Source organism: Bradyrhizobium vignae (genome assembly GCF_900324035.1).
GTDB classification, from domain to species: Bacteria; Pseudomonadota; Alphaproteobacteria; order Rhizobiales; family Xanthobacteraceae; genus Bradyrhizobium; species Bradyrhizobium vignae.
The window spans coordinates 2,360,186-2,379,419 of record NZ_LS398110.1; the positions used below are offsets into that span (position 1 = coordinate 2,360,186).

Sequence of the window (19,234 nt, forward strand, 5' to 3'; positions counted from 1 at the left end):
ATTTAGAAGCGTTCTAAATTCGGTTAGGGCCGATTTGGACTGCGAAAGCTGGAGTGAACCATGCAGGGCGACGCAAAGGTCATCGACTATCTCAACAAGGCGCTGCGTCACGAGTTGACTGCGATCAATCAGTACTGGCTGCACTACCGCTTCCTCGACAATTGGGGCCTGCTCGACATGGCCAAGGTCTGGCGCAAGGAGTCCATCGAGGAGATGGAGCACGCCGACAAGCTCACTGAGCGTATCCTGTTCTTCGACGGCTTTCCGAACATGCAGGTGCTCGATCCCCTGCGCATCGGCCAGAATGTCAAGGAGATCATCGAGTGCGACCTCGCCGCCGAGATGAGCGCCCGGGCGCTCTATCAAGAAGCGGCGACCTACTGCCACAGCGTCAAGGACTACGTCACGCGCGACCTGTTCGAGAAGCTGATGAGCGACGAGGAGCACCACATCGACTTCCTCGAAACCCAGCTCGATCTGATCGGTCGCATCGGCCTCGAGCTCTACACCCAGAAGCACGTCGGCGGGCTCGAGGGCGACGGGCATTAAGCTCCGGCCCGGCTCCCTCCATTCGTCATGGCCGGGGCCTTGACCCGGCCATCCAGGTATTGCCGCACGACGAAGACGTGGATGCCCGGGACAAGCCCGGGAATGACGGACTTCTAAAGCGCGATGAGATTTGGATGAATCGTCATCGCGCTTTAGCTTGTGTTTACGCATGATCTTTCCGGAAAACCGCTTCGCACTTTTCCGGATCATGCCTTAGCTACAGCTGCGTCTTGTAGATTTCTTCAACGGTCTCCTGGCTCGCCGGTTCGCCGAGGCCGGTCTGATCGTGAATGACGGTGACGATGCTCGGCATCACCGAGCGCTGCACCTTCTCCGACGACCACAGCTTCGAGCGCATCAGCGCCTTGCCGCAATGGAAATAGACCTCGCTGACCGCGACATTCAACACCGCGCGCGGAGGCTTGCCGAATTCCACCATCGAGGCGAGCAGTTCCGGGTCAGCCGACAGCGTGCCGCGTCCGCCGACGCGCAGCGTCTCGTCGATGCCCGGCACGAAGAACAAGAGGTGCACGAAGCCCGAGCCTTCGACCACGTTGCGGAAACTGTCGATGCGGTTGTTGCCGGAGCGGTCGGGCATCAGCAGCTGGTTGGGGCCGGCGACGCGGACGAAGCCGATGCCGCCGCCGCGCGGCGAAGCGTCGACGCTCCCGTCCGCTCCCGATGTCGCGAGCACGCAGAACGGCGACATCTCGATGAATTTCTTCGCATGCGCATCGATCGCGGGCCGTGCCTTCGCGATCACGCGCGGGCTCGGCTTGGCATAGATGGTGGCGAGGTCTTCGGCGCTCAGATCGTTCAACGGCGTGCCTCCGCTTCAGTTTGGCCGAAGCTATCCGATCAGGCGCGTTCAGCCAACGAGATCAAACGCGCTAAACTGCGTCCGCCGGCACGAAGCAGCTGATAATGACGGCACCGCGGTGATGGACGTACCACACCACGGCCTGCCCGACCGGGTTGCCGCGATCGCGAATGATGGCGCGCTCAGGCACCTCGATCCATTGTCCATCGATCGGTACCCAATAGGCGCCGCCGCGCACGTCGTAGTCGGTGCGATGGCCGTCGGAGATGTCGCAGCAGGGCACGCCATTCGGCGCGATCACGCTCTTGAACCAGGCGCGGATATCCGGCGGAACGTGATCATATTGCCCGTTGTCGAATGCGAACGCGGCGCTCGTCAGCGCCGTCATTGCAGCCAGCCAAATGCACAGTGCCAGCCTGTGCATGATCCTCCTCGTCGCGTCTTGCCATTCGCGCATGATTCGTCCGCGCGCCGATTCGACTGTTAAGACGATTAAGCCCGAGCTGTCAGCGCATTGCATGCTCAAATAATATGCGGCGGCGGAGCGCCGCATATGATGCATTGCGATATGGGCGTGTTCTTGGTGATCCCTACATCGCGCGCTGCGGCGCGGATTGCAGCAATTGCCTGACATGCTCGGCGTAGAATTTGGCGTTGCTCGTGGTGCCGTGGCCGCGCGTCTCGGTGCTCGCCGGGATCAGGTACAGGCGCCCGTTCTTGACCCGCTTCATGGCGGCATCCGTGATTCCGGTCTCCGGCGGGTTGCGTTCGTCGTCGGCGGAATTGATCAGCAGCAGCGACGCTTCGATTGCCTCCAGCTTCTCTGAGGCATTGTAGTCGTGCGAGGACTCCCACTGATAGACGAAGTCGTTGGCATCCGCCGTGATCGGCGCTGCAAGACGCTCGTCGACCATCTTGTCGGCCTTGGCCGCGGTCGGCGCCTGCGATTGATAGGCGAGCGTCCCGCCGATGCTCGCGATGCCGTACGCCGTGATGGCGTATTTCATCATGCGCGGCTGGCTGGTGTAATTGCCGCCATTGTAGTCGGGATCGTTGCGGATGGTGTCGAGCATGATCCGCCGCAGCATCCAGTTGCGCGACGCCATCTCGGTCGGCTGCGAGGCCATCGGGATCAGTGCGTCCATCGCGTCCGGATATTTCTCGCCCCACAGCCAGGTGTGCATGCCGCCCATCGAATTGCCGATCACGAGCCGCAAATGCTTGATGCCGAGGCCTTCCGTCACCAGGCGATATTGCGCCTCGACCATGTCGTCGTAGTTGTATTTCGGGAAGCTCGTCTTCAGTCCGTCGGACGGCTTCGACGATTTGCCGTGGCCGACATTGTCGGGAATGATGATGTAATATTTGGAAGCGTCGAGCGGCTGCCCCGCGCCGAACAGCTCGCCGGCAAAGGAGGGAGTCAGCATGCCCGCACCCGAGCCGCCTGTTCCGTGCAGCACCAGCACCGGTTGGCCTGAGGGCTCGCCGACAGTGGTGTAGTGCAGCTTCAGTTCCGGCATGATCTCGCCGGTGTGGAACTTGAAATCCCTGGCGATCCAGTCTCCCTGCTTTGGGGGCGGGTAATCGGCGGACAAGACCGGTGTGGAGATAGCCAGCGTCGAAAGGGACAGCAGGATGGCAGACAGCGCCGCGCGACAAGCTCTCATGTTCATTTCCCCCATGCGGCTCATGGTCGGCGGCCGCGTTGCGGTGGAATTTAGCAGAAGTCTGGGGAGGGATGTAGGATTTCGGCTCGGCCGATCGTCTTTCAGGCTGACACCGGGAGATCCTGCATGTGCCGCAACATCAAGACACTATTCAACTTCGAGCCGCCCGCGACGGAGGATGAGATCCATGCCAGCGCGCTGCAGTTCGTGCGAAAGCTGTCGGGGTTCAACAAGCCGTCGCAGGTGAACGAGGTGGCGTTCGAGCGTGCGGTGGCCGAGGTCTCTGAGGCCGCACGAAAACTCCTGACGTCGCTGCATACGCATGCGCCGGCGCGCGACCGCGAGGTTGAGGCGGAAAAGGCGAAGGAGCGCTCGCGGCTGCGCTTCGGCTCGTGAGCGCCAGCAACGCGTTCCGTGATCTGGCTCACGGTATCTGCTGCGTCAACTTGCGATGCTGGCGGCCGGGGTTTTGATCGCCCGGAGCACGACCATGAGCCGCCCCCTTCTTCCTTTGAAAGCAGGTGCCATCGTCTTCACGATGCTATGGACCGCGTGGATGATGTGGTGGAGCGGCTCGTTCTCGAGCGCACACGTGATCATCCTCGGCCTGTGCGGCGCGGCGGTGGGCTATCTCTGGTATCGCGCCATGCGCTGGCAGTTCGAGCGCATGGGCATGCTGCCGCGGCCTGAGAACCGGTCGAAATAGCCTCGCCCGCTAGCCCTTGGGAGCGCGCTTCTTCTTTTTCTTCTTCTTCGTCTTCTTGTGATCTTCGCCGTCATCGCTCTCGTCATCGACGATTGCCTCGCCGGTTTCCTGGACGGCGGCCTCGAGCGCATCGCGCTCGGCGGCTTCGCGTTCGCGCTGGCGGCGGCGTTCGTCCCAGGCGTCGAAGAGCTGGTCGAGCCACGGCAGCACTTGCTCGATCGATGGCAATTGGCCGGGCGGACCCGGCTCGCCGCGCGCGCCTTGCGGCCCCGCCGGCCCCTGCGGTCCGAGAGGTCCCTGTGGTCCGGCGGCTCCGCGTGGGCCGGCTTCGCCCTGCTTGCCTTGCGGACCGGGCTTGCCAGGCGGGCCGGCCTTGCCGATCGGTCCCGGCTTGCCCTGCGGCCCCGGCTTGCCGCGCGTCCCGTCGGGGCCGCGCCGGCCCGGATGACCCTGCGGTCCAGGCCGTCCCGGCTCGCCTTGCCGCCCGCGCGGGCCCGGAGGTCCCTGCCGTCGTCCCTGATCGTCTGCCACGCCACTGCTCCCTGCACCCGAAGCAAGCTACTTAGCGGCGTTTGACGACAGCAGCAATTCTGCGCGCGTGAGATCGGTCAACATCAATCGGCACGCCGTCGCACGTGCTAGTCTTGATAGGCTGGCACGTCGATGCCGGAGGCGGCATAGAGCCTGATCTTGTTGCGCAGCGTGCGCACCGACAGGCCGAGCACGCGCGAGGCGCGCGTGCGGTTGCCGTCGCAGCGCGCCAGCGTCTGGAGCACGAGCTCACGTTCGACCTCGTCGACGGTGGCGCCGATCAGAAGCGGAACGATCTGGTTTGGAGCAAGGAACTGTGCGTCCGGCTCGGACGCAGCGACGTGAACAGTGGTCATCAACACCTCCCGACCAACGCCCGCTTCCATCGTTGGAAGCGGATCGAGAACCAACGACCCCCAAGCCGTAGATCCACGGTGGTCGGGTTTGGTTAATGAAGGGTTAACCGGGGACGATCGCACCAATTGACCTCAGGAATGCCGCGAAGCCGCCGCGATTGGTGGGAGATGCATCGCGATGCGGACCTATCTCGTGCCGATCACGCGTGTGATGCCCGCGCAAACGGGCATCACAGCAGATGCGGATGGGTGAGTCGTGCCTCACACCGTGCGATACCCGCCGTCCACCATCACGATCGTTCCGGTGACATAGGCCGACATATCCGAGGCGAGGAAGATCGCAGGTCCCACGATGTCCTCCGCCTTGCCGGTGCGCGCCAGCGGGGTGTGGTCGACGAAGGCCTGCACCAGCGCCGGATTGGTCGCGCGCACATTGGCGTTGATGTTGGTCTCGATGAAGCCCGGCCCGATCGCGTTGACGCGCACGCCCTCCTTGCCGAGCTCGACCGCGAGCGCCTTGGTGAAGCCGAGCACGCCGTGTTTCGAGGTGGTGTAGGCCGCCGAGCTCGGCGTGCGCAGATGCACGAAGGACTGGATCGAGCCGATATTGACGATGCGGCCCTTGCTGGCGCGCAAGGGGGCGAGGAACGCCTGCGTCATGTTGAAGACGCCGTTGAGGTTGAGCGAGATGATGTCGTTCCAGTCCTTCGCCACCGTCTCGGTCTCCGCGGTGAAGGCGTTGCGGCGGGTGATGCCGGCATTGTTGACGAGGATCGACACCTGCCCGACCTTGCCTTCGACCTGCTTCGCCAGCGCGAAGCAATCCTCGCGCCGGGTCACGTCGAGCGCAAAGCTTTCGGCCTTGCCGCCCGATGTTCGGATCTCCTGCGCGGCGTCTGCCACCGTCTCGGCGTTGACGTCGAGCAGCACGACCTCGGCGCCCTCGCGCGCATATCCGGCGGCGATCGCCCGGCCGATGCCGGAGCCGGCACCCGTGACGACGGCGATGTGGTTTGCGAGCAAGGCCATGACATATTCCTCCCGATTTCTTTTCGAAGTTTCACGAAAAGCTAACTCGAAATTAAGGGGTCGGAAACGGCGGCCTTGGCATACTGATCTTCATTGCTACACGTTGCGCGCATGATGGAACGGCTCGACTCCTGGAAACTCGCTCTGGAACGCCTTCGGTCGGCGCACTCGCCCGATTGGGCCGAGGCCGGCCGGCTGCTGGCGGAGATCGCGCGGATGAGCAGCGACCTCACGCTGCGCCAGGCCGCCGAGCAGGCGCTTCCGGTGCTGCGCCAGGCCGTGGACAATCACGAGCACGGCGTGATGCTGGCGGCCCAGCGCCGTCTCGGTGTGGTGCTCGATGTCGTGCACGATCTGAGTGTCCCGCGCTTCGGCCGCCGCAACGCCATGCCGAAACAGCTGTCCAGCGAGGATCGCGCCCGCAAGATGCTCGGCCTGCCGCTCGCCGTGCAGCTCACCTGCGAGGAAATCAACCGGGCCTATCGCCGCGCCGCCAAGGGCCTGCATCCCGACCAGGGCGGCAGCGCGGACGCCTTCATCGACCTCGCCGACGCGCGCGACATCCTGATTCATCCCGGCGCGCACAAGGACGCGTGAGCGCGCGTCAGCTCCCGCTTGCGCAACACAAAAAAACCGGGCGAGGATGCGAGTCCTTGCCCGGCTCTTCGTCCGCCGATCGAATGGTTACCAGCTGCAGTGGCCGTTCTTCAGCGCGGAATCCTTCACCGCGAGCGCGTCGATGAAGGTCGGCACGGTCACGCTGGCGCGGTGATAGCCGGCCGGCCACGGCGTGGTCGGGATGCTCTCGTCCCAGATCTGGCAGAAGCCGGTGTCGTGCCAGCGGATCAGATGATAGCTGGCTTCGGCAGGGCTCGCAGCGACGAACGCAGTGACGGCAAGACCGGCGGCAGCGCACAGCATGGAAAGACGACGCATGATCAGCTCCTCAAAATGAATGATGTGATGCGCCTCCCGACAATGACGGGAGGAGGATGCGGGACGCCTTTGGGGGATGCGCCCCGGACAAGATGTGAGTAGCGGCTCGCGCTGATCGGGTTCAAACAAGGCGGGCAGGAAAAGACGAGGGCGGATCGCTCGCGCGACCCGCCCTTGAAATGCGATCTCCTGCCTGAGTTCAGAGCGTGCAGCGGCGCTCGGTGCGCATCTGGATCTGGAGGTCGGAGGCCTGCTGGAAGGTCGGGAGCGGCTTGCTGACGACCTTGTAGGTCGACACCCCAATCTGGAACGGCTTGTACTGCAGGTCCTCGTTCCAGACCTGGCAGATGCCGGTGTTGTCCCAACGGATCACGTAATAGCCGACCTTCGCGGATGCGGGCACGGCGAACACGGAACTAGCAATGCCGGCAACGGCACAGAGCGCGAAAACGCGACGCATGAAGTATCTCCTTGTGGGGAAGTGGGATCTGAAAATTCGTGCGGTAAAAGCAGGTCCTTTGCAAGCCGGGGAGCCGCCGTTCACGGACATGTCAGCTGCTCCCCAAGCATTTGGTTTGGCCGCGTGCCCGACAAGCAACACGCTCACCGCGCCAGTGACGCGACTGCCTCGATCTCGATCAGCATCTTCGGATCGGGCAGCGCGTGCACCACGCACGTTGTCCGCGCCGGGTAGGGCGGCGGGCCGAAGGCGCCGGCATAGAGCGCGTTCATGGCGGCGACATCCGAGGCGCGGGTCAGCAGCACGTTGACCTTGACGAGATCGTGCGTGCCGGCGCCGGCCTCGCCCAGCACACGCTTGATGTTGACCACGACGTTGGCGAACTGCGCCTCGAAACCGTCGGGCAGCGCGCCATTGGCATCGAAGCCGGGAATGCCGGAGACGAACAGGAGGTCGCCGACGCGCGTCGCAAACGACAGCGGCGGCGCCTTGACGTGCGGCGGGGGCGCGAAATGCTGGATCGGCATGGGCTCACCTCAGGAAGGGCTAAGACCCATGAGCGTAACGGCAGGAGCGGCGCGCTCCAAACAAAAAGTACGAAAACAACCCCATGCACAGTAGCGATCGTGCGGAGATCATTAGGATTTTTAAAATTCGGAAACAGCGAAATATCAACTTGCTCCGTCGGGCAAAACAGGAGCAAGATGGCATCGTGGCGGTTGGCGTGCTGCGCAGTGCTTCGCTTCTCCCCCGCGCGGCCCTCCCGTGGTGAGAGGACGGGCCATTGACCCCGTCATTGCGAGGAGCTCTTGCGACGAAGCAATCCAGGCTGGCTCCGCGGCGAACATTCTGGATTTGCTTCGCTGCGCTCGCAATGACGGAGAACGAGGCTATGCGGGGCGCGCAGCCGCACCCCATCATGTTGCCGCCGCGATCGATCGGATAGATTCGCTGCGTCTGATTCGATTCCCCCTTGAAGAACAGCCCCCGGAGACCCCATGAAGCTCGCATCCACCTTTCGCGCCGCATGCCTCGCCATTGCCGCCCTGGCCGGCCTCTCGACCGCGGCGCAGGCCGACAGCGGCTTCGTGACGCTGACGATCTACAAGGCGGGCTGGATCATCGGCGGGTCTGGCGGCTCGGGCGTGCTCAACTTCCGCGGCCGCACCTACGGGCTTTCCACCGGCGGCCTCGACTACGGCCTCGTGTTCGGGGGATCCAAGACCGTGCTGCGCGGCCGCGTCTCCAACATCAACCGCCCCTCCGACGTCGCCGGCGTCTACGGCGCCGCCGGCGCGGGCCTCGCGGTCGGCTCCGGCGCCCGCGCCATCGTGTTGACCAACCAGAAGGGCGCGGTGCTGGAGCTGACGGGCACGCAGGTCGGGCTGATGGCGAATGCGGATCTCAGCGGGCTTGCGATCACGATGCGGTAAAAGACGGTGTCTAGGGTGGCAAAGGCGCGCAAGCGCCGTGCCCACCATTCCTCTCCTGTGTTCGCGGTGACGAAGTTGGTGGGCACGCTCCGCTTTGCCCACCCTACGAGAGCGTGGACTACGCACTCACCATCGCATGAATCCGATCGCAATGCCGAACGAGATTCTCACGCGCATCGACGAAGGCCTTCAGCGGCGTCGGGATCGGGAAGAAATAGATGTTGGCGATGAAGCCGTAGATGCCGGCATCAACGCTCGTCGGCGCCGCGCCGTGCACGAAGCCTTGCACTGGGACGATCTCCGCCAGCACCTGCAAGTCGGCGAGCCCCCGCGCATAGGCCTGCTCGGGCGCGTAGCGGCCGATGCCCTGGAACTGATAGCGCTGCGCGTTGTAGGCCTTGGCCTTCTCGAAGCCGGCAGCATCGATCTGCGGATGCTGCGCGATGAAGGCGTCGCGGAACGCCGGATAGAAGCGCTCGTCCTTCCAGCGCGAATAGGACATCACCCAGTAGAGATCGTCCAGCATGCGCGTCACGAAATGATTGGTGCGGCATGCGGCCTGCGACAGGCCGGCATCGATCGTCAGGCGATATTTCGCGGTCGCATGCGCGATGATGGTCTCGCTGTCGCCGATGGTCTCACCGTCGTCAACGACGTAAGGCAGCTGCCCGCGCGGCGCAGCGGAGGCATCGAACACGTGCTCATGCACGAACGGCACGCCCGCAAGCTTGAGGAAGGCGTAAACCTTGAGGCCGTAGCCGTTGTTGTCGGCGACACCGAAGAGGTCTGGGTAGGAGTAGAGGGTCAGCATGGGCGGGCTCCTCTGGCGGGCCTAGAATGCAGGGGCGCCGCGATGGACGCAATGGGTGCGGCGTTTGTAGGGTGGGTTAGCCGCTCACGAGTGCGGTGATTGAACACGCGAAGGCGCAAGGCGTAACCCACCAATTCAGGAAGCGCGGCGACGGAAGTGGTGGGTTGCGCCGCACGGCCTGCGCTTTCGCGCAGCCGCGCGTCTAACCCACCCTACGAATCACGGACGCGACGCCGCGTTGAACACCGCCAGCTGCGCCTCGAAGGCCCGCCTGAACGCCGGCCGCGCCTCGCCGCGGGCGACATAGGCGGCGATATCAGGGAATTCGTCGAGCAGGCCCGACGTGTTCAATCGCCGCAACACGGTCACCATCATGAGATCGCCGGCGCTGAAGGCGCCGTCGAGCCAATCGGCCTCACTGATGTGGCGGGACAATTCGCCGAGCCGGACACGGACGCGGTCGTGCAACATCGGCAGGCGCTCGGCGTACCAGCCCTTGTCGCGCTCGAACAGCATGGCCATGGTGAGCTCGACGATCGGCGGCTCCACCGTGGCAAGCGCGGCGAACATCCACGCGATCGCGCGAGCGCGCGCGTTGGCATCCTTCGGCAGCAAACCGTCATGGTGTTCGGCGATATGGAGCACGATCGCGCCGGACTCGAACAGCGTGAGATCGCCGTCCTCAAAAGTCGGGATCTGCCCGAACGGATGCAGAGCAAGATGCGCCGGCTGCTTCATTGCGGAAGGAGAGGAGGCGAACGTCGTAAGGTTGGCCGACCTCTTCCAGCGCCCAGCGCACCCGCATGTCGCGCGCGTGGCCCTTGCCGCGGTCGGGGGAATTTTCGAAAGCGGTGATGGTGGGAGGCATGGGGGGCTCCATATGGGTCGCGCTTGGTACAGAGGACGAACGACGGGGCTGGATTCCGACATCCTGTCCCGTCTTTGTAGGGTGGGTTAGCCGCTCACGAGCGCGGTCCTTCAACACGGAGCGGTGCAAGGCGTAACCCACCACTTGTGTGTCCGTGGCGACCAGAAGCGGTGGGTTACGACGAGCGGACTGCGCTTCGCGCATCCGCAACGTCTAACCCACCCTACGCAGCGATCCATGCCGCCAGCTCGCGCCACGGCTCCAGTGTCCAACTCCCCGACCGGACGGCGAAGGCAGCACAAAAATCTCCGGCCAACTCCCATCCGACGCCTGCCGCCCCAGCGCAATCGCAGCTGACGGCCTGCCGTAAAACAAGCTCGCCGCCTTCTTGCTCGTGAACGCAATCGTCCGCGGCCGGTACTTGTCCATCTTCGCCCTGAAACTTGATACGTCGATCGTCTCCGCCGCGATCTGGTGATCCATCCCGGCGTCGGTCTTGCAGAGATCGGTGAAGCCGATCCCGAGCTCGATCAGCGACGCGAACTCGCTTGGCTGATAGCGCCGCGGCGTGATCCCGGCCTCATGGATCGCGCGCCAGAAGCGGTTGCCGGGGTGGGCGTAGTAGTGCCCGAGCTCCGCCGAGCGCGTCGAGGCGGCGGTGCCGACGAAGACGAGGCGGAGGTTGGGGCGGAGGAGGTCGGGGAGGCGGTGAAGGTGGTCACGGAGTATCAAGTATGGCGGCATCCGGGCTCGGCTACCGTTTTCGGGATGTTGCTTTGCTCATCCGGGGTCCGCTGTAAGGTCAACCTGTAACAAAATCCGCTGCTAGCAGATCCTGCAGATCGGGGAGATCGATAGACACAATTCTGGCTCCCCACGCATAAGGTCCAACACTGTACGGATCGAAATAGATGCGAAGTAATCCGTCGTGGAAGATGCAGTTCTCGAAGTTGTCCCAGTTGGGGCCGGCGCCTTCTCCCACCCATTGCTCGGAGTTTTCGTCAGGTAGGACTCCCCGAAGACTCCATTGCTTCAACAAATCATGGCGGCAAGCTTGAGATACTATCTGGAGAGCTTCGTCCGGATTTGAGAACGCGTCCTTCAATGAAAATGTACGTCCCTTCATCCTGTTGTAATTAATCGCACGATATCCGTGATTTGGGTGCGCCGCCCCAGACCCGTACCAACTTACAAGAAAGAGAACGCTTACAACATTTGGTGCGGATGCAAATACGCTGAAGCTGCTTTGATAGGAGCTCTTAACGTTGTCGCCGATGGGATCACTATTGAATTCGGCAGCCTCATCCTTGAGTTTTGAAACCATCTGATCGACAGCCGCGTTAAGTCTAACGAGGTCTGTTGACGTAAATTCCGGGAATTCCAATTCCACGTCCACGCTGCTTGTCTGCCAGCTGGTGGACCTCCCTACATACTGGTCAGCCGATTGCGGCAGTTCGCGTTGCGCTAGCTTGTTCTCCAGTTCCGTCAGGAGGTCGACAAGGCTTGTGTAATCCGAATCTGTGTTGAGGTCGGTATATTGTAGGTGTTTTAATTCGAAGGGCGGTTCAGCGCGCTCGATGCGGCACGGGATCAAGTAAATATCTTCAGGGAGCTTTTCCTTCCACTTATCCAGCGCAAAGCGCACCTCTTTGCGAATAAAACCTCTCTTGTTCACGGAGCGCGGTGAAAGCAAGAGACAAAAGAAATCGGCGCTCGTGGCCGCTCGCCAAATCTGTGTTTCCCACTCCTGTCCGGGCTTGAGCTCCTTTTTGTCCATCCAAACATTAAGCTTCTTCGATTTCAGAAGCTGATAGAGCTTGGATGCGATTGGCTCATCCTCAGATGCATAGCTGATGAAGATCATTGATGAGGCTCACATCTGAGGATGGCAAACTACGAGTAGAGATCACAGCACCCGATTGCTCTCCTTCACCTTCTCCGCATCCAGATAAACGTTGCTCCCCATCTCCTTGAACTTCGCGCTCATTATGGCCATGCCGTCTTCGGCCGTGCCGGCCATCGACATGCCCACGCTGTTCGGATCATTCAGCGTCGCCGCATAGTCCCGCACGTCCTGCGTGATCTTCATCGAGCAGAACTTTGGGCCGCACATCGAGCAGAAATGGGCGACCTTGTGGGCTTCCTTCGGCAGGGTTTCGTCGTGGAAGCTCTTTGCGGTGTCCGGGTCGAGGCCGAGGTTGAACTGGTCGGTCCAGCGGAATTCGAACCGCGCGCGGGAGAGGGCGTCGTCGCGCAGTTGGGCTGCGGGGTGGCCCTTGGCGAGGTCGGCGGCGTGGGCGGCGATCTTGTAGGTGATGACGCCGGTCTTGACGTCGTTGCGATCGGGCAGGCCGAGATGCTCCTTCGGCGTGACGTAGCAGAGCATGGCGCAGCCGAACCAGCCGATCATGGCGGCACCGATGCCCGAGGTGATGTGGTCATAGCCCGGCGCGATGTCGGTGGTCAGCGGCCCGAGCGTGTAGAACGGCGCCTCGCCGCACTCCTTGAGCTGCTTGTCCATGTTGATCTTGATCTTGTGCATCGGCACGTGGCCGGGGCCCTCGATCATGACCTGGCAGCCCTTGTCCCACGCGATCTTGGTGAGCTCGCCGAGCGTCTCCAGCTCCGCGAACTGCGCGCGGTCGTTGGCGTCGGCAATCGAGCCCGGGCGGAGGCCGTCGCCGAGCGAGAACGAGACGTCATACTTGCGCATGAGGTCGCAGATCTCGTCGAAATGCGTGTAGAGGAAGCTTTCCTTGTGATGCGCCAGGCACCACTTCGCCATGATCGAGCCGCCGCGGCTGACGATGCCGGTGACGCGATTGGCGGTGAGGTGGATGTATTGCAGGCGCACGCCGGCGTGGATGGTGAAATAGTCGACGCCCTGCTCGCACTGCTCGATCAGGGTGTCCTTGTAGAGCTCCCAGGTGAGCTTGACCGGATCGCCGTTGCACTTCTCCAACGCCTGGTAGATCGGCACGGTGCCGATCGGCACCGGCGAGTTGCGCAGGATCCACTCACGCGTGGTGTGGATGTTGCGCCCCGTCGAGAGGTCCATCACGGTGTCGGCACCCCAGCGGATCGCCCACACCATCTTCTCGACCTCTTCCTCGACCGACGAGGTCACCGCCGAGTTGCCGATATTGGCATTGATCTTGGTCAGGAAGTTGCGGCCGATGATCATCGGCTCGAGCTCGCTGTGGTTGATGTTGGAGGGGATGATGGCGCGGCCGCGCGCGATCTCCGAGCGCACGAACTCCGGAGTGATGAAGGCGGGCACCGATGCGCCGAAGCTTTCGCCGTCGGCAAGCGCCGCTTCCGCGCGTTCGAGCTGGGCCTTGCGGCCGAGGTTCTCACGCTCGGCGACGTAGATCATCTCCTTGGTGATGATGCCGGCGCGGGCGAATTCGAGCTGGGTCACCTTGTGGCCGTCGAGGCCGCGCAGCGGCTTGTGATAGGCCGAGAAGGCGCGGGCGGCCTTGTCGGTGGAGACGCTGCCATTGTCCTCCGGCTTGATCTGGCGGCCCTCATATTCCTCGACGCCGCCGCGCTCCAGCACCCATTGCTTGCGGTTGCGGGGCAGGCCGGCGTTGACGTCGATGGTGACATCAGGATCGGTGTAGGGGCCCGAGGTGTCGTACACCGGCAGGTTGGGCTCGCCGGCGCCTTCGGAGAGGATGATCTCGCGCAAGGGCACGCGCAGATCGGGCGCGGCGTCCGGTGTCGCGAAGATCTTGCGCGAGGAGGGCAGCGGGCCGGTAGTAACGGCGGGGACGGTCTTCTCGGGGTTGGAGCGGATGTTCATGGGATCCTCCGGTTTAATTCTGGTGTGCGTGCGTTTGAGCGACGGCGGTGAATTCTTGCTCCGTCATTGCGAGGAGCTCTTGCGACGAAGCAATCCAGACTGTCTCCGCGGAGGGATTCTGGATTGCTTCGCTTCGCTCGCAATGACGAGCGGAGAGAGTTTCGGTCATGCCGCCTCCTTTGACAGGCCGAGCCACTGCCGCACGCGCGCATCGGGGTCGGCATTCTGGGTGACGTCGCTGACGACGGCGATGGAATCCGCCCCCGCCGCAAAGATCTCCGCGGCGTGCTCGAACTTGATGCCGCCGATCGCGACCAGCGGGATGGTGCCGATGCGCTTTTTCCATTCCGTGATCTTGGGAATGCCCTGCGGCTCGAAACGCATCGACTTCAACGTGGTGAAGAAGATCGGGCCGAGCGCGACGTAGTCGGGTTTTGCCGCGAGCGCGGTCGCAAGCTCCTCGTCGTCATGGGTGGAGATGCCGAGATTGAGGCCCGCCTCGCGGATGGCCTTGAGGTCGGCCTCGGCGAGGTCCTCCTGGCCAAGATGCAAGTACTTCGCGCCGGCGACGATCGCGGCGCGCCAGTAGTCGTTCACCACCAGCTTGGCTTGCGTGCCCTCGGTGATCGCCAGCGCGTCGGTGACGATCTGCAGCGCGTCGGCGTCGTTCAGCTCCTTGGCGCGCAGCTGGATGGTGCCGACGCCGAGCTTGGTCAGGCGCTCGACCCATTTGAGGCTGTCGACGACGGGATAAAAGCGATCAGGATACGCGTGGCGATCAGGATACGCGTGGCGATCAGGATACGGCATGCCAGAACGGGGTCCCAACGACGGGGGTGGAGGGGGAGGCGAAGTCGCGGGCGTTCATCAGCCCGGCCTCATAGGCGGTGCGGCCGGCATCGCAGCCGAGGCGGAAGGCATTCGCCATCGCGACGGGATCGGCGGCCTTGGCGATGGCGGTGTTGAGCAGCACTGCGTCATAGCCGAGCTCGAGCGCCTGCGCGGCGTGACTAGGCGCCCCTAAGCCGGCGTCGACCACCAGCGTGATGTCGGGCAGCCGCTCGCGCAACAGCTTCAGCGCATCGCGGTTGGTGATGCCTTTCGCGCTGCCGATCGGCGCGGCCCAGGGCATCACCACCTTGCAGCCGGCGTCGACCAGGCGATTGGCGACCGAGAGGTCTTCGGTGCAATAGGGGAAGACTTCAAAACCGTCCTTGATCAGGAGGCCTGCTGCTTCGACCAGGCCGACGACATCGGGCTGCAGGGTGTCGTTGTCGGCGATGACCTCCAGCTTGATCCAGCTGGTGCCGAACAGCTCGCGGGCGAGCTTGGCCGTCGTCACCGCCTCGCGCACGGTGCGGCAGCCGGCGGTGTTCGGCAGCACGGTGACGTCGAGCTCGCGGATCAGCTTCCAGAACGCATCGCCGGTCTTGCCGCCGGCGGATTCGCGCCGCAGCGACACCGTGACGATGTTGGCGCCGGAGGCGCGGATCGCGCTTTGCATGATCGCCGGCGAGGGATAGAGCGCGCTGCCGATCAGGAGGCGGGAAGGGAAGGTCTTGCCGTAGAAGGTCACCATGTTGAAGGTGTCTCCTTGAATGACGGTGTCATCCCCGCGAAAGCGGGGGTCCAGTATTCCCGAGGCCGTGCCGCAATGCGGAGAAGCCGCGGCGTACTGGATCGCGCGGTCAAGCCGGGCGATGACAGCGGAGTGTTTGGTGCGCGCCGGGGCGACGAATGGACAGCCACCATCCTCACCCTCCCTGCCGCGGCGTGATGATCTCGATCTCGTCGCCGGCCTTCAGCGCGGTCTCGGCCCAGCGGCTTTTCGGCACGACGTCGTAGTTGAGTGCGATGGCGAAATGGGTGCCTTCGTAGTCGAGCTCGGTGAGCAACGCGCCGACGCTGGCCGCGCTCACCTCGCGCTGCTCGCCGTTGACGATCACAAGCACTGCATCACCTCGTTGTCGATCTGGCCGCGATGGACATAGGCGAGCGTCAGCTCGGCGAGGACCGGCGCGAGCAGGAAGCCGTGGCGGTAGAGCCCGTTGACGCTGATCCTGCTGTCGCGAATGCCGATGCGCGGCAGGTTGTCGGGAAAAGCAGGCCGAAGCCCTGAGCCGAATTCGACGATGCGCGCCTCGCCGAAGGCCGGATGCACCGTATAGGCCGCGCCCAAAAGCTCCAGCGCCGAGCGCACGCTGACGCCGGTGTCCTCCGCCTCGATCGAGGTCGCGCCCAGCATGAACAGGCCGTTCTCGCGCGGGATCACGTAGAGCGGCCAGCGCGGATGGATCAGCCGCACCGGGCGCGCCAGCTGCACCTCACGGGTCTCGATCAGGATCATCTCGCCCTTGACGCCGCGAAGCTCGCTCTGCTCGTCGCGCGCACTGATCCCGCGGCAGTCGATCACGATGCCGTCGAGGTCGTTTGCGCTGACGTCGCTGCAAAACTTGATGGTGCCGCCGGCGGCGCGGATGCGCTCGTGCAGCTTCGGCAGCACGCGCCGCGGCTCGACATGGCCCTCGGCGGGGAAGAACAGCGCGTCGCGGAAGCGGCCCTCCAGCGACGGCTCGAGCTCGGCAAGGCCCGCGGCATCGAGCCGGCGGTGATCCTCGGTCATGCGCGCAAAGCGCTCGAAATCGTTGCGCTCGCGCGGATGGGCGACCACGAGCGAGCCGTTGAAAGGCGTGTCGGGCAGCTCGCGCCGCCAGATGTCCAGGGAGCGAAGCCCCAATCGGCTGATGATGGGTTCTGCGACCTCGGCCTCGCAATAGGGCGCGAGCATGCCGCCGGCCCAATGGCTGGTCGAGTCCGTCATCGCCTCGTCACCGCGCTCGTGCAAGGTGACGGCGTGACCGGCCTGTGCGAACAGCAGGGCGTGCCAGGCGCCCGCAATGCCTGCGCCGATGATGGATACCGGTGAATCCGGCCGCTTGGTGGTCTGGTACATCCCTGTCCCTTCGCCGGCATGACCCGGATCAGGTTCAAAGGGTCACCGCGGTCTTGAGCAGCCGGTGTTGGCCGAATTGCCCATTTAGCGGTATCTCAGCTCCTCCTCGGAGCACCCCTCGGAACGGCGTCAATGTATGCCAGTGGGGCGGAGTGGTCAACGCGTGTTGGCACGGAACTGCACTGCAGCCGTGCCCCGGACGCACGCGCCTTTTGCGGCGTGGTGCGCTGCTGAGCGGGGGCCCATCTTCGTGGAGATGCTGGGTCCCGGCTCTGCGCAGCAACGCTACACGTTGCAGCGCGTCCGGGACACGGAAGTTACTTCGGCGCCTGCGCCCGCGCGTTACGGACGCCCTGTGCCAGCTTGCGATGCGGCGGCGTGCCGAACATCGGCTGCGGATTGCCGTTCGGCTCGAGCAAGGTCTCGCCCGCATTGGCGACCTGCATCGCCTCCTGGCGCTGGCGCTTTGCAGCGTAGTAATAGCCGCCCGCGAAATAACGCACGGCTCGGGCGTGGTCGCCGTTGGCGGCGCGATAGGCGCCGGCGAGGTACTTGACCGCATAAGTGAGGTTGGTGTTGGGATCGCGCAGGCCGGCGGCATCGCCGGTGTAGCCGACGCCGCGGGCGGTCGCGAGCTTGATCTGCATCAGCCCGATGGTGCCGCCACGGCCGACGAGGTGCGGCTGATAGCGGCTTTCGCGCATGATGACACGATGCACCAGCGCCTCCGGCACGCCGTTGGCGCGGGCATGGGCTGCAACCATCTCGGCGTATTCGGCTTCGCCGGCGAATGCAGCCTGCGGCATCATCAGCCCTGCCGCCGCAAGCACGGCAATACGCAAAATTTTCATCGAAATATTCCTCGGCAGAACGGACCTGCACCCTCGCGCGTTAGGCCGTGGGAACACGGCGATGATGTGGCGAAACGTCACCAGCGGCGATTTTCGCCGGCTCGTCGCTTTTACGACTTAAACCTGGGTTAAGCTTGGAGCTGGCGGCGCGCCCTTACGCGACAGCGGGTCTGTCCATTGGCGCATTCGCCCAAAATCGCTGATCCAAACCAGCACTCGGGAGGACGTCCATGACCCCAGCAGACATCGACGACATTCCCAGGCAGAACCCTTGTGCACAATGTGGCACACCGATCCCGTTCCCGGACTGGATCGAGCCGGGCGAGGGGCGCGTTTCCTATCTCTGGAAGTGCCAGGCCTGCGGCTACCGCTTCGAGGCGGTCGCGATCTTCGATGAGCACGCGATCGAGCATCCGCCGCTCGCCGCCTGAGGCTTTGCCACACATCGCGATCTCTTCACCTCTTCCATGGGGAGAGGTCGGCGCGTAGCGCCGGGTGGGGGGTGCGTTCTCTCGTGGGATCTGCACCCCTCACCCGATTTGCTACGCATGGCGCCGTTCGCCACGAAACTCCCGCAACAAGAACCACGGAGCCATCATGACCTCGATTGCGGCGGCCTCCGCCGGCAGCCACCAGTCGCCGCTGCGGCTGCAGCAGCTGACCCGGGCGACGCCAGGTCGGCGCGGTCCTCGCAGCGGTCAGGCTTCACCCAGGGCGCATGATCAATCGGCGGGGAACCGTGCGTCGCAAAATGTTCCTGAGTGACGCAGGAACAAGTCTCGTGAATTCTCCGCTCGCGCATTGCGCAACGAAATTGCGGTGCGCACGGAACTGCGCGTGATCAGCGCTGTTCTCTCCACACAAGGTTTTCGTTGAAGGAGAGGACAACATGATGAAATCGATCGTTGCCGGCCTTGCCGGCACAGCACTGCTGGCGACCGCTGCGTTCGCGCAAGCGCCGACCGCGACCACCGACAAGGCGGCACCGGCGGCCACCGCCACGACGACGAGCGCGTCCGACCAGTGGCGCGTGTCGAAAATGTCGGGCGTGAAGGTCTATAACGAGGCCAACGAGAACATCGGCTCGATCAACGACCTCTTGATGGACAAGAGCGGTAACGTCAAGATGGCCGTGATCGGCGTCGGCGGCTTCCTCGGCATGGGCGAGCACCTCGTTGCGGTGCCTTACGAGAAACTGAAGTTCGTCAACGAGCCCGTCGCCTACACCGGCACGGCCGCCACCAACCCGCCCGGCCGGCCGGCCTCGACCACGACGACCGGCGCAGCGACCGGAACCGACAAGACCGCGACGACCACGACGTCCGCGTCGAAGTGGTACCCCGACCACGCCGTGTTCAATGCGAGCAAGGACGAACTGAAGAACATGCCCGAGTTCAAGTACTCGGAGTAATGGACTTCTAGTCGGCTGAACGAAGCGCGCCTGGTTTCCACCGGGCGC

The 19,234-nt window shown here is 63.8% G+C and carries 24 protein-coding genes, 2 pseudogenes and 1 riboswitch; of the genes and pseudogenes, 7 read left to right on the forward strand and 19 right to left on the reverse strand.

The genetic code is table 11. The features are described 5' to 3' along the window. Window positions 1-60: 60 nt before the first annotated feature. A complete protein-coding gene (gene bfr / locus BRAD3257_RS11455; RefSeq protein WP_025034463.1) occupies window positions 61-549 on the forward strand; it encodes a bacterioferritin in 489 nt (162 codons plus the stop codon). A 217-nt stretch (window positions 550-766) separates the two neighbouring features. Here bfr and BRAD3257_RS11460 read toward each other — a convergent pair whose 3' ends face one another. The 3 genes from BRAD3257_RS11460 to BRAD3257_RS11470 form a co-directional block, all read right to left on the reverse strand. Further along, window positions 767-1,369 (reverse strand): MSMEG_1061 family FMN-dependent PPOX-type flavoprotein, encoded by a 603-nt coding sequence (locus tag BRAD3257_RS11460; protein ID WP_122401914.1) that lies wholly within the window; start codon window positions 1,367-1,369, stop codon window positions 767-769. A gap of 70 nt (window positions 1,370-1,439) precedes the next feature. After that, window positions 1,440-1,793 (reverse strand): hypothetical protein, encoded by a 354-nt coding sequence (locus BRAD3257_RS11465; RefSeq protein WP_122406499.1) that lies wholly within the window; start codon window positions 1,791-1,793, stop codon window positions 1,440-1,442. A gap of 166 nt (window positions 1,794-1,959) precedes the next feature. Further along, window positions 1,960-3,036: an alpha/beta fold hydrolase gene (locus BRAD3257_RS11470; RefSeq protein WP_122406500.1), complete on the reverse strand. Its 1,077-nt coding sequence runs from the start codon at window positions 3,034-3,036 to the stop codon at window positions 1,960-1,962. Between the two features lie 126 nt (window positions 3,037-3,162). On the opposite strand from BRAD3257_RS11470, the gene BRAD3257_RS11475 reads away from it, so the two are divergent. Next, the gene (locus BRAD3257_RS11475; protein ID WP_122401915.1) at window positions 3,163-3,432 is read left to right on the forward strand and encodes a DUF2277 domain-containing protein; all 270 of its coding nucleotides are present in this window, start codon (window positions 3,163-3,165) and stop codon (window positions 3,430-3,432) included. A gap of 94 nt (window positions 3,433-3,526) precedes the next feature. Continuing rightward, window positions 3,527-3,742 (forward strand): hypothetical protein, encoded by a 216-nt coding sequence (locus BRAD3257_RS11480; RefSeq protein ID WP_122406501.1) that lies wholly within the window; start codon window positions 3,527-3,529, stop codon window positions 3,740-3,742. A gap of 9 nt (window positions 3,743-3,751) precedes the next feature. On the opposite strand, the gene BRAD3257_RS11485 is transcribed toward BRAD3257_RS11480, so the two are convergent. The 3 genes from BRAD3257_RS11485 to BRAD3257_RS11495 all read right to left on the reverse strand — a co-directional run bounded on the left by BRAD3257_RS11485 (window position 3,752) and on the right by BRAD3257_RS11495 (window position 5,658). Next, the gene (locus tag BRAD3257_RS11485) at window positions 3,752-4,273 is read right to left on the reverse strand and encodes a collagen-like domain-containing protein (RefSeq protein WP_122401916.1); all 522 of its coding nucleotides are present in this window, start codon (window positions 4,271-4,273) and stop codon (window positions 3,752-3,754) included. A 107-nt stretch (window positions 4,274-4,380) separates the two neighbouring features. Continuing rightward, window positions 4,381-4,629 (reverse strand): helix-turn-helix domain-containing protein, encoded by a 249-nt coding sequence (locus BRAD3257_RS11490; protein WP_027572640.1) that lies wholly within the window; start codon window positions 4,627-4,629, stop codon window positions 4,381-4,383. 261 nt (window positions 4,630-4,890) lie between these two features. Beyond that, window positions 4,891-5,658, reverse strand: coding sequence for an SDR family NAD(P)-dependent oxidoreductase (locus BRAD3257_RS11495; RefSeq protein WP_122401917.1), 768 nt, complete (start codon window positions 5,656-5,658; stop codon window positions 4,891-4,893). Window positions 5,659-5,769: 111 nt separating this feature from the next. Between BRAD3257_RS11495 and BRAD3257_RS11500 the strand changes: the two genes are divergently transcribed. Continuing rightward, entirely contained in the window at window positions 5,770-6,255 is a 486-nt protein-coding gene (locus BRAD3257_RS11500) for a J domain-containing protein (protein ID WP_122401918.1), read from the forward strand. Between the two features lie 87 nt (window positions 6,256-6,342). On the opposite strand, the gene BRAD3257_RS11505 is transcribed toward BRAD3257_RS11500, so the two are convergent. The 3 genes from BRAD3257_RS11505 to BRAD3257_RS11515 form a co-directional block, all read right to left on the reverse strand. Continuing rightward, the gene (locus BRAD3257_RS11505; RefSeq protein ID WP_122401919.1) at window positions 6,343-6,594 is read right to left on the reverse strand and encodes a hypothetical protein; all 252 of its coding nucleotides are present in this window, start codon (window positions 6,592-6,594) and stop codon (window positions 6,343-6,345) included. 199 nt (window positions 6,595-6,793) lie between these two features. After that, window positions 6,794-7,054 carry a hypothetical protein gene (locus BRAD3257_RS11510; protein ID WP_122401920.1) on the reverse strand — a complete coding sequence of 87 codons (261 nt, stop codon included), beginning with the start codon at window positions 7,052-7,054 and terminating at the stop codon, window positions 6,794-6,796. Window positions 7,055-7,197: 143 nt separating this feature from the next. Further along, window positions 7,198-7,581: a RidA family protein gene (locus BRAD3257_RS11515; protein ID WP_122401921.1), complete on the reverse strand. Its 384-nt coding sequence runs from the start codon at window positions 7,579-7,581 to the stop codon at window positions 7,198-7,200. Window positions 7,582-8,052: 471 nt separating this feature from the next. On the opposite strand from BRAD3257_RS11515, the gene BRAD3257_RS11520 reads away from it, so the two are divergent. Next, complete coding sequence (locus BRAD3257_RS11520; protein WP_122401922.1) at window positions 8,053-8,487, forward strand: hypothetical protein; 435 nt, start codon at window positions 8,053-8,055, stop codon at window positions 8,485-8,487. A 118-nt stretch (window positions 8,488-8,605) separates the two neighbouring features. On the opposite strand, the gene BRAD3257_RS11525 is transcribed toward BRAD3257_RS11520, so the two are convergent. From BRAD3257_RS11525 to BRAD3257_RS11575, 10 genes and pseudogenes are all read right to left on the reverse strand, one after another. Then, entirely contained in the window at window positions 8,606-9,298 is a 693-nt protein-coding gene (locus tag BRAD3257_RS11525; RefSeq protein ID WP_122401923.1) for a glutathione S-transferase family protein, read from the reverse strand. A gap of 219 nt (window positions 9,299-9,517) precedes the next feature. Next, window positions 9,518-10,166, reverse strand: a pseudogene (locus tag BRAD3257_RS11530) (glutathione S-transferase family protein). 223 nt (window positions 10,167-10,389) lie between these two features. Then, window positions 10,390-10,910 (reverse strand): annotated as a pseudogene (locus BRAD3257_RS11535) (mismatch-specific DNA-glycosylase). 58 nt (window positions 10,911-10,968) lie between these two features. After that, the gene (locus tag BRAD3257_RS11540) at window positions 10,969-12,030 is read right to left on the reverse strand and encodes a TIR domain-containing protein (RefSeq protein ID WP_122401924.1); all 1,062 of its coding nucleotides are present in this window, start codon (window positions 12,028-12,030) and stop codon (window positions 10,969-10,971) included. Window positions 12,031-12,072: 42 nt separating this feature from the next. Beyond that, window positions 12,073-13,971 carry a phosphomethylpyrimidine synthase ThiC gene (gene thiC / locus BRAD3257_RS11545; RefSeq protein WP_122401925.1) on the reverse strand — a complete coding sequence of 633 codons (1,899 nt, stop codon included), beginning with the start codon at window positions 13,969-13,971 and terminating at the stop codon, window positions 12,073-12,075. 165 nt (window positions 13,972-14,136) lie between these two features. Continuing rightward, on the reverse strand, window positions 14,137-14,781 hold the full coding sequence (locus BRAD3257_RS11555; protein ID WP_122401927.1) for a thiamine phosphate synthase: 645 nt from the start codon (window positions 14,779-14,781) through the stop codon (window positions 14,137-14,139). Next, window positions 14,768-15,550 (reverse strand): thiazole synthase, encoded by a 783-nt coding sequence (locus BRAD3257_RS11560; protein WP_122401928.1) that lies wholly within the window; start codon window positions 15,548-15,550, stop codon window positions 14,768-14,770. The genes BRAD3257_RS11555 and BRAD3257_RS11560 overlap by 14 nt, the downstream gene beginning before the upstream one ends. 175 nt (window positions 15,551-15,725) lie before the next feature. After that, window positions 15,726-15,923 carry a sulfur carrier protein ThiS gene (thiS, locus tag BRAD3257_RS11565; RefSeq protein WP_122401929.1) on the reverse strand — a complete coding sequence of 66 codons (198 nt, stop codon included), beginning with the start codon at window positions 15,921-15,923 and terminating at the stop codon, window positions 15,726-15,728. Beyond that, the gene (locus tag BRAD3257_RS11570; protein WP_122401930.1) at window positions 15,914-16,924 is read right to left on the reverse strand and encodes an FAD-dependent oxidoreductase; all 1,011 of its coding nucleotides are present in this window, start codon (window positions 16,922-16,924) and stop codon (window positions 15,914-15,916) included. Before BRAD3257_RS11570 ends, thiS begins: the two co-directional genes overlap by 10 nt. Next, a riboswitch (TPP riboswitch) is annotated at window positions 16,912-17,053 on the reverse strand. Its footprint overlaps the gene before it by 13 nt. Before the next feature lie 188 nt (window positions 17,054-17,241). Then, window positions 17,242-17,775: a lytic transglycosylase domain-containing protein gene (locus BRAD3257_RS11575; protein WP_122401931.1), complete on the reverse strand. Its 534-nt coding sequence runs from the start codon at window positions 17,773-17,775 to the stop codon at window positions 17,242-17,244. Window positions 17,776-18,005: 230 nt separating this feature from the next. Here BRAD3257_RS11575 and BRAD3257_RS11580 point away from each other — a divergent pair, with 230 nt between their 5' ends. Both BRAD3257_RS11580 and BRAD3257_RS11585 read left to right on the forward strand, forming a co-directional pair. Continuing rightward, on the forward strand, window positions 18,006-18,206 hold the full coding sequence (locus BRAD3257_RS11580) for a hypothetical protein (RefSeq protein ID WP_122401932.1): 201 nt from the start codon (window positions 18,006-18,008) through the stop codon (window positions 18,204-18,206). 458 nt (window positions 18,207-18,664) lie between these two features. Beyond that, the gene (locus tag BRAD3257_RS11585) at window positions 18,665-19,186 is read left to right on the forward strand and encodes a PRC-barrel domain-containing protein (protein WP_122401933.1); all 522 of its coding nucleotides are present in this window, start codon (window positions 18,665-18,667) and stop codon (window positions 19,184-19,186) included. Window positions 19,187-19,234 lie beyond the last annotated feature (48 nt).